The sequence below is a fragment of the Brevundimonas sp. FV1ye29L genome, assembly GCF_058681095.1.
Map to the genome: position 1 here is coordinate 435,125 of NZ_CM178730.1, position 13,860 is coordinate 448,984.

Annotated in this window: 11 protein-coding genes; 10 read left to right on the top strand and 1 reads right to left on the bottom strand. The window is 66.6% G+C overall.

Annotation, left to right across the window (positions count from 1 at the left end; all coding sequences use genetic code 11):
* Nucleotides 1-49 precede the first annotated feature (49 nt).
* Entirely contained in the window at nt 50-712 is a 663-nt protein-coding gene (locus ACW17W_RS02170) for a DUF2141 domain-containing protein (RefSeq protein ID WP_492078916.1), read from the top strand.
* Nucleotides 713-721: 9 nt separating this feature from the next.
* Here the strand turns inward: ACW17W_RS02170 and ACW17W_RS02175 are convergent, their stop codons facing one another.
* Nucleotides 722-1,453 carry a TetR/AcrR family transcriptional regulator gene (locus tag ACW17W_RS02175; protein WP_492078917.1) on the bottom strand — a complete coding sequence of 244 codons (732 nt, stop codon included), beginning with the start codon at nt 1,451-1,453 and terminating at the stop codon, nt 722-724.
* Between the two features lie 187 nt (nt 1,454-1,640).
* Between ACW17W_RS02175 and ACW17W_RS02180 the strand changes: the two genes are divergently transcribed.
* The 9 genes from ACW17W_RS02180 (at nt 1,641) to odhB (ending at nt 13,811) form a co-directional block, all read left to right on the top strand.
* Nucleotides 1,641-3,851, top strand: coding sequence for a TonB-dependent receptor (locus ACW17W_RS02180; RefSeq protein ID WP_492078920.1), 2,211 nt, complete (start codon nt 1,641-1,643; stop codon nt 3,849-3,851).
* 114 nt (nt 3,852-3,965) lie between these two features.
* Nucleotides 3,966-5,519, top strand: coding sequence for a spinster family MFS transporter (locus ACW17W_RS02185; protein ID WP_492078922.1), 1,554 nt, complete (start codon nt 3,966-3,968; stop codon nt 5,517-5,519).
* Between the two features lie 129 nt (nt 5,520-5,648).
* Entirely contained in the window at nt 5,649-6,839 is a 1,191-nt protein-coding gene (sucC, locus tag ACW17W_RS02190) for an ADP-forming succinate--CoA ligase subunit beta (RefSeq protein ID WP_492078924.1), read from the top strand.
* Nucleotides 6,840-6,847: 8 nt separating this feature from the next.
* On the top strand, nt 6,848-7,342 hold the full coding sequence (locus ACW17W_RS02195; protein WP_492078926.1) for a hypothetical protein: 495 nt from the start codon (nt 6,848-6,850) through the stop codon (nt 7,340-7,342).
* Between the two features lie 59 nt (nt 7,343-7,401).
* On the top strand, nt 7,402-7,665 hold the full coding sequence (locus ACW17W_RS02200; RefSeq protein ID WP_492078928.1) for a ribbon-helix-helix protein, CopG family: 264 nt from the start codon (nt 7,402-7,404) through the stop codon (nt 7,663-7,665).
* Nucleotides 7,649-8,074 (top strand): PIN domain-containing protein, encoded by a 426-nt coding sequence (locus ACW17W_RS02205; RefSeq protein ID WP_492078931.1) that lies wholly within the window; start codon nt 7,649-7,651, stop codon nt 8,072-8,074. Before ACW17W_RS02200 ends, ACW17W_RS02205 begins: the two co-directional genes overlap by 17 nt.
* Before the next feature lie 18 nt (nt 8,075-8,092).
* Nucleotides 8,093-8,995 (top strand): succinate--CoA ligase subunit alpha, encoded by a 903-nt coding sequence (gene sucD, locus ACW17W_RS02210; RefSeq protein WP_492078933.1) that lies wholly within the window; start codon nt 8,093-8,095, stop codon nt 8,993-8,995.
* Nucleotides 8,996-9,213: 218 nt separating this feature from the next.
* Nucleotides 9,214-12,234, top strand: coding sequence for a 2-oxoglutarate dehydrogenase E1 component (locus ACW17W_RS02215; RefSeq protein ID WP_492078935.1), 3,021 nt, complete (start codon nt 9,214-9,216; stop codon nt 12,232-12,234).
* A gap of 65 nt (nt 12,235-12,299) precedes the next feature.
* Entirely contained in the window at nt 12,300-13,811 is a 1,512-nt protein-coding gene (gene odhB / locus ACW17W_RS02220; RefSeq protein WP_492078936.1) for a 2-oxoglutarate dehydrogenase complex dihydrolipoyllysine-residue succinyltransferase, read from the top strand.
* The last annotated feature ends 49 nt before the right edge of the window (nt 13,812-13,860 follow it).

Here is a 13,860-nt window from a genome sequence, read left to right on the forward strand (position 1 = left end):
CGTCATGGTTTATGACACTGTCGTCCTGAGACCACGAAACCGAACCGGAATGAAGACCGTCCTTGCCGCAAGAGCCGGACTTTTGTCCCTGAGACTGGGTCTGGGCCTGATCCTCGGCGCGTCGGGGTCCGGCGCCGTCATGGCCCAGCAGACCGGGGGGCCTCCGATCCCTGCGACGCCGCGGGCGGGGGCCGCCTCCGCCACGGTGTCCGCGCCCGCCCCGGACGCGAGCGTCCCGGACGGCGAAGCCGCAACGGCGGGCCCGCCGTTGGCCACGACCCTGTCGCCGGCCGCCGCCGCCGCCGTGTCTTCGGCGACCACCCGACCCGCCGCCCCCCGCAACGCCCAGACCTCGCTGCTGATCGAGATTGAATCGACGCGTCCGGATGCGCCGGTGTCCGTGGCCATCTATCGGGACGCGGAGACCTTCCGGAAGGGCGAGAACCCGGTTCGGCGCCTCACCCTGAACCGGGACGGGCCGGTCACCCGGGCCTTCGTCCTGAACCTGCCGTCCGGCCGCTATGCGATCATCGCCTGGCAGGATGTGGACGGGGACGGCAAGCCGACCCGCACCCGGTTCGGCGGGTCGACCGAGCCGCTCGGCTATTCACGCGCCGCCCGCGCCCGGTTCGGCCTGCCGAGGTTCGATGACGCCGCCTTCGAGATCGGCGGATCCGGGGTGACCCAGAGAATCGTCCTGCGCGGGGGCTGAGGCCGCCCCTCAGTCGACAGCCGGGCCGCAGACGGACCGGAAGCCGGCGGCGGCGAAACGCACCATATAGTCGCAGGCGCTTTCCAGATCCCCGGATCGGCACAGCCCGCCCGACAGACGGTCCAGTCGCCCGGTCTCCCCCAAGGTCAGGGTCAGGGCCCCCGACAGGTTGTGATAGCCCCAGTACAGGTCGACGTCGCGGGCCCCGGGCAGGACCTGACCGATCAGATCGATCAGCCGACGGATGGCCGGGTCGAAGTAGCGCGCCATGGTCTCGCCGCCGAAGGTGGGGTTGGCGTTGGTCTGGGCCACCAGGGCCGCATAGTGTTTCCAGCCCGGCCCGCCCTTCGCCGACCATTCGAACGGCGGGCGCAGGAAGGCCTCAAGCAGGCCCTCCAGCGTCATGGCCGCGCCTTCACGGGCGGCGTAGCGGTTGATGGCGTCCACGCGCTCATTGTTCCAGACCTCGGCCCGGCGGGTGAAGACCGCGTCGAACAGGCCGCGCTTGGCCCCGAAATAATAGTGGACCAGGGCGGTATCCACCCCGGCCTCGCGCGCCACCTCGCGGATCGTCACGCCATAAAAGCCGTGTTTGGAGAACAGGTCTTCTGCGGCGTCCAGAATAGTCTCGCGCGTGTCGGGCGCCGCCCCTTGCCGGGTCTTGGGCGGACGGCCGCGACGGGCCGGCGCGACAACCGGTTCAGGTCCGGGTCCGGCCGGTGCGGGGTGTGGCTTGGTCATGCGGCAAGCTAGTCACGGGCGAACGGTTTGCGCAACGACCTGTGCATCGGCGCCACAGACCCGCGCCGTGTGACGATTCGGGGACGTGGCCGTTTGACAGACGCCGCTTTCGACGTCAGTTTCAGGAAAATCATTGAACGCTGAATAAAAGCGTCTCGCTGGAAACAACAGGAACGGGGGCTACCCAATGAACCGAGTCATCAAGAGCGCGCTGCTGGCCGGCGCGGCGTGGAGCGCCGTGTCGACCGGGGCCATGGCCCAGGACGGCCAGATGTCGCCTGACCAGGCGGCGACCGTCGACGACGTGGTCGTCACCGCGCGCCGTCGCGACGAACAGCTGAAGGACGTTCCGGTCGCCGTCTCGGCCCTGAGCGCCGAACGTCTGGAACAGACGGGCGCCACCGACATCACCGCCCTGCAGCAGCAGACGCCCAACGCCACGGTCCAGATCGCACGCGGCTCCAACTCGACCCTGATTTCCTTCATCCGCGGCGTCGGTCAGCAGGATCCGCTCTGGGGCTTCGAGCCTGGCGTCGGCCTCTATATCGACGACGTCTATGTGGCCCGCCCCCAGGGCGCCGTGCTGGACGTCTTCGACATCAGCCGGATCGAGGTCCTGCGTGGACCCCAGGGCACGCTGTACGGCCGCAACACCATCGGCGGCGCGATCAAATATGTGACCAAGCGGATCGGCAACGAGCCTGAGGCGATGCTGCGCGCCGATCTGGGTTCGTATCGTGAAATCAACGGCCTCGCGTCCGTGGCCCTGCCGCTCTCCGAGACCTTCGCGGTCGGCGGCGCGGTGGCCCGCTATACGCGCGACGGCTTCGGCAAGAACCTGACCACAGGTCAGGAACACTACAACAAGGACGTCACCGCCTACCGGTTCAGCGCCGAATGGACGCCGTCGGACAGCCTGTTCTTCCGTCTGGCCTATGACCGTGTCGACGACGACTCGGCGCCCCGCCATGGCCACCGCGAGGTGAACTCCACGACCGGCGGCTTCACGCCGCCTGCGGACCCCTACGACACCCAGGCGGGCCTGACCGGTGAGCAGAACGTCGTCACCGAAGGCATGTCCCTGACCGGCGAATACGCCCTGTCGGACACCATCACGCTGAAATCCATCACGGCCTATCGCTCCGGCGACACGGCGACCGTCATCGATTTCGACCAGACGCCGCTGCCGACGCTGGATGTCCCTGCCGTCTATTCGGACGACCAGTTCACCCAGGAACTGCAGCTGCTGTACACGGGCGAACGCCTGTCCGCCGTGGCCGGCCTGTTCTACCTGGACGGCACCTCATCGGGCGCGTTCGACACCATCGCCGGAAACCTGGGCGTCGTCATTGCGGCCGCGGGCTCCGTCGACACCACGTCGTTCTCGGCCTTCGCCGATGTGAGCTACGACTTCACCGACCGGCTGCACGGCTCGATCGGCGGTCGCTACACCCGCGATGACAAGGACGCCCAGGTCCAGCGCTTCTTCTACCTCGGTGCGACCAAGTCGCCGATTCTGGGCGGTACGGCGCGGCCGATCCTGCAAACCCGGACCAACTATACGGCGTCCGAGACCTTCGAGAAGTTCACCCCGCGCGTCAGCCTGTCCTACGATCTGACCGAGGAGCTGACCGGCTATGCGTCCATCAGCGAGGGCTTCAAGTCCGGCGGCTGGGACATGCGCGGCGACGCCTTCCTCGTGCCGCAGACGGTCAATGGCTATGATCCGGAAACGGTCACGACCTATGAACTGGGCCTGAAGGGGTCGGCCTTCGACCGGCGGATGAGCTTCGCCTCGGCGGTCTTCTATTCGGACTACAAGGACCAGCAGATCACGACACAGCAGGTCGCCACGGCTCCCGCCGTCGGCATCGCCTCGGTCGTCGACAACGCCGGCGCCTCGACCATCTATGGCTTCGAGCTGGAGGGTTCGGCCTATCTGACCGAAAGTCTGACGGCCAACCTGTCCCTCGGATACCTCAAGAACGAGTTTGACCAGTTCATCACCCTGGTGACCGGCACGCCGGTGGATATCTCCAACACCCGCGAACCGCAGAATTCTCCGGAATGGTCCGGCTACTTCGGCCTGACCTGGACCGGCGACGTCGCGGGCGGCGAGTTGCGCGTCACGCCGTCGGCCTCCTACCGGTCGGACTACCACCTGTTCGACGCGCCCGATCCGGTGCTGGACCAGGGCGCCTACACACTGGTCGATCTCTCGGCCGTCTGGTCCTCGCCCGACAGGACCTGGGAAGTGGGCCTGTTCGGCAAGAATCTGACCGACGAGCGCTACAAGGTCGGCGGCTACAACTTCGCCGGGGCGACCTTCAACAACTCGATCGACGCCTTCTATGGCCCGCCGCGCACGATCACCGCGCGCCTGACCTGGCGTCGTTGATCGCTCCGCGATCCTGAACGCGAAGGGCGGCGTCTTTGGACGCCGCCCTTTTCGCATTGGTTAGAGGCGTATAGCCTCGCCTGAAAGCGGCCGGACAGCGCCGTGCAAGAGGGAATGCGCATGACCGCCGAACCGGCCCCTACCGGAGAGTCCGCCCCGCGCACCGAGCGCCCCGGCTACCGCTTCTACGTCCTGGCGGTGCTGATCCTGATCTATATGCTGAACTTTCTGGACCGGCAGATCATCGGCATTCTGGCCGCGCCGCTGAAAGAAGAATTCGGCATGTCGGACAGCCAGTTCGGCCTGCTGGGCGGCATCGCCTTCGCCTCGGTCTATTCGACCCTGGCCATTCCCCTGGCCTGGCTGGCGGACCGGTTCAGCCGGGTCTGGATCATGACCGGCGCCCTGGCGGTCTGGTCCGGCTTCACTGCCCTGTGCGGCATGGCGGGGTCGTTCGGCCAGCTGTTCCTTTGCCGCATGGGCGTGGGCGTGGGCGAGGCGGGCGGGGTCGCCCCGGCCTATTCGCTGATCGCCGACTATTTCCCGCCCGATCAACGGGCGCGGGCCCTGGCGGCCTTCGCCTTCGGGATTCCGCTGGGCATGGCGGCGGGCACCCTGGTCGGGGGCCTGCTGGCGGCGACCTGGGGCTGGCGCACGGCCTTTATCGTCGTCGGCCTGCTGGGCCTGCTGGTCGCACCCCTGCTGAGGCTGACGGTGCGCGATCCCAAACGCGGCGGAACCGATGCGGTCCGGGCGGCCGTCGCCCCGGCCGCGCCGGTCAGCGCCGAGGCCCAGGCCCTGATCGACCGCGCCGCCCAGGGCCCCGGCCGCGCCGCCGCCTTCATCATGCTGGGTCTGGGCGCCGTCTGTCTGGCGGGCGCCGCCCTTGGCGCCATGGGCGTGGCCCTGGCCGGCAAGACCATGCTGTTCGTCTTCGGAGGCATGCTGGCCCTCGTCATCGGCATCTCCCTCTATGTCGCCCGGGCCACCGCCTCGGTGGTGATCCCCAAACCCAGCTTCTGGCTGCTGGCCCTGGGCGCCGCCTCGTCCTCGGTCTGCGGCTACGGCGTCGCGGGCTGGCTGCCGCTGTTCTTCATGCGCAGCTTCGGACTGACCCTGGCCCAGACCAGCTGGTATTACTCGGGTATCGCCCTGATCGGGGGTCTGGCCGGGATCTGGCTGGGCGGCATGATCGCCGACAAGATGGCGAAGCGCGGCAAGGGGGCCTATCCGCTGGTCCCGGCCATCGCCTTCCTGATCTCGGCGCCCTGTTTCATCCTGGCCATGAACTCGACCTGGCTGATCGGCCTGTTCGTGCCCGGCCAGGCCGTGCTGAACTCGCCGCTGGCCCTGACCCTGGCCTTCCTGATCTTCCTGGTGCCCACGGGGCTGAACCTGGCCTGGCTGGGACCGATCACCGCCTCGATCCAGCATCTGGTCCCGGCCCCGATGCGGTCGACCGCCTCGGCCCTGTTCCTTCTGGTCAACAACCTGCTGGGGATCGCCGTCGGATTCTTCTATTTCGGCTGGATGGCGGACCTGCTGAGGCCGACGTTCGGGGACGAAAGCCTGCGCTGGGCCATCTATACGGGGATGGGCTTCTATCTGCTGGCGGCGCTCCTGCTGATCGGGGCCTCACGGACGCTCAAGCGGGACTGGGTGGACTGAGGCGCGATACCGGCCGGCCCGGCCGCCCCGGCCGGGCCCGGAAACACGTCGCACCGACCAAAGACCCGGTTGCACCTGCGAACGCCGCGCGCCTATAAGCGCGGCAAATCTTCCCCAGGGGCGGCGTCCATGAACATTCACGAATACCAGGCCAAACAGGTTCTCAAGGGTTTCGGCGCACCGGTCGCCGAAGGCGTCGCCGTCACCTCGGTCGATCAGGTCGAGGCCGCCGCCAAATCCCTGCCGGGCCCCCTGTATGTCGTGAAGTCCCAGATCCATGCCGGCGGACGCGGCAAGGGCAAGTTCAAGGAACTGCCCGCTGACGCCAAGGGCGGCGTTCGCCTGGCCTTCTCGGTCGAAGAGGCCGTCGCCCACGCCAAGGAAATGCTGGGCAACACCCTGGTCACCGCCCAGACGGGCGAGGCCGGCAAACAGGTGAACCGCCTCTATATCGAGGACGGCGCCGACATCGACCGTGAACTGTATTGCTCGCTGCTGGTCGATCGCCAGTACGGCCGCATCGCCTTCGTCGTCTCCACCGAGGGCGGCATGGACATCGAGGCCGTCGCCCACGACACGCCAGAGAAGATCCAGACCATCGTCATCGACCCGGCTGCGGGCGTGACCGAGGCCGACGCCGCCGCCATCAACGCCGCCTACGGCCTGACCGGCGAAGCGGCCGAGGACGGCAAGTCGCTGTTCCCGATCCTGTACAAGGCCTTTGTCGAGACCGACATGGCCATGCTGGAGGTCAATCCGCTGATCGTGATGAAGAACGGCCGCCTGCGCGTGCTGGACGCCAAGGTCAGCTTCGACGGCAACGCCCTGTTCCGCCACGACGACATAAAGGAACTGCGCGACGAGACCGAGGAAGACGCCAAGGAGATCGAGGCCTCCAAGTGGGACCTCGCCTATGTCTCGCTGGACGGCAACATCGGCTGCATGGTCAATGGCGCCGGCCTGGCCATGGCGACGATGGACATCATCAAGCTGTACGGCAAGGAGCCGGCCAACTTCTGCGACGTCGGCGGCGGCGCCGGCAAGGACAAGGTCGCGGCGGCCTTCAAGATCATCACCGCCGACCCGAACGTCCAGGGCATCCTGGTCAACATCTTCGGCGGCATCATGAAGTGCGATGTCATCGCCGAGGGCGTGGTCGCGGCGGTGAAGGAAGTGGGCCTGAAGGTGCCGCTGGTCGTGCGTCTGGAAGGCACCAATGCCGAGCTGGGCAAGAAAATCCTGAACGAGTCGGGCCTGACCATCCAGGCCGCCGACGACCTCGACGACGCCGCCCAGAAGATCGTGGCGGCGGTGGGGTGATGCGGGGCATGCTGCTGGCCCTGGCCGTTCTCGGGGCCGCAGCGATTCCCGTTGATCATGCGATCGCCCAGACGCAAGTCCAGCGACTGCGCGATGCCTGCATCGCAACGGAAATGAACCGCGAGGCCTTTCAGCGCGATTTTGCGGATAGCGGTTTCGAGCCGCTGATCCCCGTCGTCAGGTCCGGCCAGCCCAGCCCGTCAGACTGGATGAGCGGCTTTGAGGATCGGGGCGTGCAGATCGTTATGGAGGGCAAGCCGTCTTCATCAGAGGCTACGGACTGCGGCGTCCTGAGTCCCCGGCCGACGGAAGGTTGGCGCGCCGAGGTCGATCATCTGGCGCAGGAGCTTCACATGTCGTCCGCGGCCACCGAAGATATGCCTCACGTCCTTGAAGCGCGTTCCTGGACGGGGACTGGAGATCGACCTTTGACGCTTCATTACGAAGTCTATCGCGAAGCCGTCATCATCAGGTTCGCGAAGTCGCCGGCTGAGGGCCACTGACCCCTGTTCGCCGACCGCACGGATTGTGTGCTCCACATAACCCGTGTAAATAGTGGCCGGTGACCCGCAACCTGACCCTCGCCATCGACGACGACCTGCTCGACAAGGTGCGGGTGCTGGCCGCCATGAAGCGGACCAGCGTCAACGAGATGGTGCGCGGCTTCCTGACACGACTGATCGAGCAGGAAACCTCCAAGGACGAGGCCCGCGAGGCGCTGTTGAAGCTGATCGACGAGTCCGAAGGCCGTGGAGGTGAGGGTTGGCGGCCCCCGACGCGGGAAGAGACCTACAGCGGGGAACCTCGGTTTGATCGCGAGTTCTGAGGTCTTTCTCGACACCAACATCCTGCTTTACGCCGCCCTCGGTCGCGACCATGCCGGTCATCGGTGGGATCGGGCGCGCGAAATCGTGTTGACCGAGGACTACTGCACATCCGGCCAGGTCCTCGCGGAGTTCTACAACAACGCCACGCGCAAGGGCGCGCCGCCGCTCTCGGCCGAAAAGGCCCGCGAGTGGATCCGTGTTATCGCGCTGAAACCCTGCCAGCCGATCACGCCTGACGTCGTGGTGGCGGGCATCGACCACGCCCGCCGCTATCAGCTGTCCTACTGGGACGGGGCCATCATCGCCGCCGCCGAGCGGCTCGGGGCGAAAGTCCTCTATTCCGAAGACCTCAATCACGGTCAGACCTACGGGTCGGTCCGCGTCGAAAACCCCTTCCTCTCCGCCTAGCCAAAGAAACGAGACCCCATGTCCATCCTCGTCGACAAGAACACCAAGATCATCGTCCAGGGCCTGACCGGCAAGACCGGCGGCTTCCACACCGAACAGGCCCTGGCCTATCACGGCACCCAGATGGTCGCCGGCGTCCACCCGACCAAGGGCGGCACGAACTGGACGGGTTCGCACGGCGAAACCCTGCCCATCTACGCCTCGGTCGCCGAAGCCAAGGACGCCACGGGCGCCGACGCCTCGGTGATCTATGTCCCGCCGTCGGGCGCCGCCGCCGCCATCATCGAGGCCATCGACGCCGAAATCCCCTTCATCACCTGCATCACCGAGGGCATCCCGGTGCTGGACATGGTCAACGTCAAGCGCCGCCTGGAAGGCTCGAAGTCGCGCCTGCTGGGTCCGAACTGCCCGGGCATCCTGACCCCGGACGAGTGCAAGATCGGCATCATGCCGGGCTCGATCTTCAAGAAGGGCTCGGTCGGCATCGTGTCGCGTTCGGGCACCCTGACCTATGAGGCCGTGTTCCAGACGACCAACGAGGGCCTGGGCCAGACCACGGCCGTCGGCATCGGCGGCGACCCGGTCAAGGGCACCGAGTTCATCGACATGCTGGAGATGTTCCTGGCCGACGACGAGACGACCTCGATCATCATGATCGGCGAGATCGGCGGCGGCGCCGAGGAAGACGCCGCCCAGTTCCTGATCGACGAGGCGAAGAAGGGCCGCAAGAAGCCGATGGCCGGCTTCATCGCCGGTCGTACGGCGCCCAAGGGCCGCACCATGGGCCACGCCGGCGCCGTCGTCTCGGGCGGCAAGGGCGATGCGGAATCCAAGATCGCGGCGATGGAAGCCGCCGGCATCCGCATGTCGGAATCGCCGGCCCGCCTGGGCAAGACCCTGGTGGAAGTGCTGAAGGGCTAGGGGGATTCAGCATGGGTTCGGCATGAACCCATGCGCCCGATGCCGCCTGAAGAGGCCCCGGTTTGCGCCGGGGCCTTTTTTTGTCCGGTTATTCGACCAATTTCTTGCGCGAGGCCCCGTTTCGGTCATGACCCGTTGGGAAAGAGGGCCTATATGACGGTCGCCTTCACATGATTGTGACCGGGCAGGCGCAAGCGATAATCGGGACGACGAGAACAATGGCGGACGATGCCGGTCGGCTGAATCAGGTCTTTGCCGAGACCAGCTTCCTCTACGGCTCGAATGCCGCCTTCATCGAAGGGCTGCACGAGAAGTGGGCCACCGACCCGGGCTCTGTCTCCGCCGAATGGCGCGCCTTTTTCGATCAGTTGAAGGACAATGCGGCGTCGGTCGCCGCCTCGGCCAATGCCGGCGGGTGGGGACGCAAGGGCGCCGCCGAACCCACCGAGGAGACGGGCGTCTTCGATGGCCGCTGGCCAGCTCCGAAGCCGGACCCGAAGGCCGCCGGCAAGGCTGCGCCGACCGCAGCACCGGCCCCTGTCGCTCCCGCCGATGTCAGCGCCGAGGTCATCCGCGCCGCCGCCCATGATTCCATCCGCGCCCTGATGCTGATCCGCGCCTATCGGGTGCGGGGCCATCTGCAGGCCACGCTTGACCCCCTGGGCATCGAACAGCCCGTCGAGAATCCCGAGCTGACGCCGGAGTTCTATGGCTTTGCGGCGGCGGATCTTGACCGGCCGATCTTCCTTGATGGCGTCCTGGGCCTCCAGACCGGCACGATCCGTCAGGTGCTGGACCTGCTGAGGCGCACCTACTGCGGCAATATCGGCATCCAGTACATGCATATCGCCGAGCCGGAGGAAAAGTCCTGGCTGCAGCAGCGGTTCGAGGGGCCCGACAAGTTCGAGGCCAATGCCTTCACCAGACAGGGCAAGATCGCCATCCTGAACAAGCTGATCGAGGCCGAGGGCTTCGAACGCTTCCTCCACAAACGCTTCCCCGGCACCAAGCGGTTCGGTCTGGATGGCGGCGAGGCCATGGTCCCGGCGCTGGAACAGGTGATCAAGCGGGGCGGCAACCTGGGCGTCGATGAAATCGTGCTGGGCATGGCCCACCGCGGCCGTCTGAACGTGCTCGCCGCCGTCATGGGCAAGCCCTACAAGGTCATCTTCCACGAGTTCCAGGGCGGCTCCGCTGTCCCCTCGGACATCGAGGGTTCGGGCGACGTCAAATACCACATGGGCGCCAGCTCGAACCGCGAGTTCGACGGCAACCACGTCCACCTGTCGCTCACGGCCAATCCGTCGCACCTCGAGATCGTCAACCCGGTGGTGCTGGGCAAGGCGCGGGCCAAACAGGCGTTCGACATCCGCGAGGCCAATGCCGGCAAGCCGGAGTCCGAGTGGGCGCTGGACCGGTCCAAGGTCGTGCCCCTGCTGATCCACGGCGACGCCGCCTTCGCCGGCCAGGGCGTGGTGGCCGAGTGCTTCGCCCTCATGGGTCTGAAGGGCTATCGCACCGGCGGGACGATGCATTTCGTCATCAACAACCAGATCGGCTTCACGACCAGCCCGCGGAACTCGCGCTCGTCGCCCTATCCGTCGGATGTGGCTCTGATGGTCCAGGCGCCGATCTTCCACGTCAATGGCGACGACCCGGAGGCTGTGGTGTTCGCCGCCAAGGTGGCCACCGAATACCGCCAGAAGTTCAAGAAGGACGTGGTGGTGGACATGTTCTGCTACCGCCGCTTCGGTCACAATGAGGGCGACGACCCGACCTTCACCCAGCCGGTGATGTATTCGAAGATCCGGGCCCAGCCCTCGACGCGCGAGATCTATTCGAAGCGTCTGGTCGAGGAGGGCGTCCTGACCCAGGCCGAGGTGGATGCGGAAATCGCCCGCTTCGAGGCCTGGCTGGACGAGCAGTTCGAGGCCGGCAAGACGTTCAAGGCTGAAAAGGCCGACTGGCTGGACGGCCAGTGGCAGGGTCTGGCGGCGCCGAAGGAAGAGTCGCGCGGCGAGACGGCTGTCCCGCTCGAGAAGCTGAAGGACCTCGGGCACCGGCTGACCACGGTTCCCAACTCGATCGACATGCACAAGACGCTGAAGCGCGTCATCGACGGGCGGCGCGAGGCCATCGACAGTGGCGAGAACCTGGACTGGGCCACGGCCGAGAGCCTGGCCTTCGCCTCACTGGTAGACGAGGGCTATCCGGTGCGTCTGTCGGGCCAGGACTCGGTCCGCGGCACCTTCTCCCAGCGCCATTCGGGCATCATCGATCAGACCACGGAAGATCGCTATATCCCGCTCAACAATCTGAGCGAGGGCCAGGCCCAGTTCGAGGTGATCGACTCGGCCCTGTCGGAGGAAGCGGTCCTCGGTTTCGAATACGGCTATTCGCTCACGGATCCGAACACGCTCGTGCTCTGGGAGGCCCAGTTCGGCGACTTCGTGAACGGCGCCCAGGTGGTGATCGACCAGTTCATCTCGTCGGGCGAACGCAAATGGCTGCGCATGAGCGGCCTGACCATGCTGTTGCCCCACGGCTATGAGGGCCAGGGCCCGGAACACTCCTCGGCCCGGCTGGAGCGCTTCCTGCAGCAATGCGCCGAGGACAATATGCAGGTCGCCAACTGCACGACCCCGGCCAACTATTTCCACATCCTGCGCCGCCAGATGCATCGGTCGTTCCGCAAGCCGTTGATCCTGATGACGCCCAAATCGCTGCTGCGTCACAAGAAGGCGGTGTCCAGCCTCAAGGATCTGGCCGAGGGTTCATCCTTCCACCGCGTGCTGCACGACGACGCCCAGACCCGTCCCGACGTCGCCGGGATCAAGATCAGGGCCGACAAGGATATCCGCCGCGTCGTGCTGTGCTCGGGCAAGGTCTACTACGACCTGCTGGACGCCCGCGAGAAGAAGGCCAAGGCCGGGGAGAAGGGCGCCGACGACGTCTACATCCTGCGGCTGGAACAGTTCTATCCTTGGCCGATCAAGTCCCTGTCGACCGAACTGAGCCGGTTCCCCAATGCCGAACTGGTCTGGTGCCAGGAAGAGCCCAAGAACATGGGCGGCTGGACCTTCGTCGATCCCTGGCTGGAACTGACGCTCGAGAAGCTCAACCTGAAGTCGAAGCGCGCGCGCTATGTCGGCCGTCCGGGTTCCGCCTCGACCGCCGCCGGCCTGATGAGCCGCCACCTCAGGGAACTGGAAGCCTTCACCACCGAAGCTTTCGCCTGAGACGTCCTGACAACGCCCGCCTGACCTCCTAGATTAGACCGACCCACGAAAGCCCGGACCCCGACATGGCCGATATCCTGACCCCTGCCCTTGGTGAATCCGTTTCCGAGGCGACCATCGCCAGGTGGAGCAAGAAGGTCGGCGAGACCGTCAAGAAGGACGAGGTTCTGGTCGAGCTGGAAACCGACAAGGTCTCGCTGGAAGTGGTGGCCCCGGCCGACGGCACATTGGCCGATATCAAGTTCGGCGAGGGCGACACCGTAACCCCGGGCGCGATCCTGGGTTCGGTCAGTGAAGGCGCCGCAGGATCGAAGCCGGCCGCAGCCCCGGCCCCCGCCGCGCCGGCCCCCGCCGCCGCTGCGCCGGCGGTCGCGGCCGCCCCTGTCGACATCACCATCCCCGTCATGGGCGAGAGCGTCGCAGAAGGCGCGGTCGGCAAATGGTCGAGAAAATCCGGGGACACGGTCAAGAAGGACGAGGTCCTGGTCGAGATCGAGACCGACAAGGTCGCCCTCGAGGTCGTCTCCCCCGCCGACGGCGTCCTGACCATCTCGGTCGACGAAGGCGCGACGGTCACGCCGGGTCAGGTCATCGGCTCGATCTCGGGCTCGGGCGCCGCTGCGGCCCCCGCCCCGGCCGCCGCCGCTCCCGCCAGCGCCGCCAGCGCCAACGCGGGTTCGGCCCAGGTCGCGAAGAGCGACACCCTGTCGCCCGCCGTGCAGCGCGTGGTAACGGAAAACAATCTGGATCCCAAGGCGATCGCCGCCACGGGTCCGAAGGGCAATATCACCAAGGGCGACGCCCTGGCCGCCATCGGCGCCGCCGCCCCGGCCCCGGCCGCCGCCCCTGCGGCTGCGGCCGCCCCGCGGGCCGACCAGCCGCGTGAGGAACGGGTGAAGATGACGCGCCTGCGTCAGACCATCGCCCGCCGCCTGAAGGAATCGCAGAACACCGCCGCCCAGCTGACCACCTTCAACGAGGTGGACATGACCAATGTCATGGCGCTGCGGTCGGCCTACAAGGATGTCTTCGAGAAGCGCCACGGCGTGAAGCTGGGCTTCATGTCCTTCTTCACCAAGGCGGTCGTCGCGGCCCTGAAGGAGATCCCGGCCGTCAACGCCGAGATCGACGGCACGGACATCATCTACAAGAACCACTATGATATCGGCGTCGCCGTCGGCACCGAAAAGGGTCTGGTGGTTCCGGTCCTGCGCGATGCGGATACGCTGTCGCTGGCGGGCATCGAAAAGGGCATCGGCGCCCTGGGCAAGGCCGCGCGCGACGGCGACCTGACGCTGGACCAGCTGCAGGGCGGCACCTTCACCATCACCAACGGCGGCACCTATGGCTCGCTGATGTCGACGCCGATCCTGAACGCGCCCCAGTCGGGCATCCTGGGCATGCACAACATCGTCCAGCGCCCGATGGCTGTAAACGGCGAGGTCAAGATCCGCCCGATGATGTACCTGGCCCTGAGCTACGATCACCGCATCGTCGACGGCAAGGAGGCCGTGACCTTCCTCGTCCGCGTCAAGGAACTGCTGGAAGACCCGCAACGCGCGCTTCTGGATCTCTGATCCTGACCGGCCCGATCTGATCGACGGCGGCTCCCGACGGAGCCGCCGT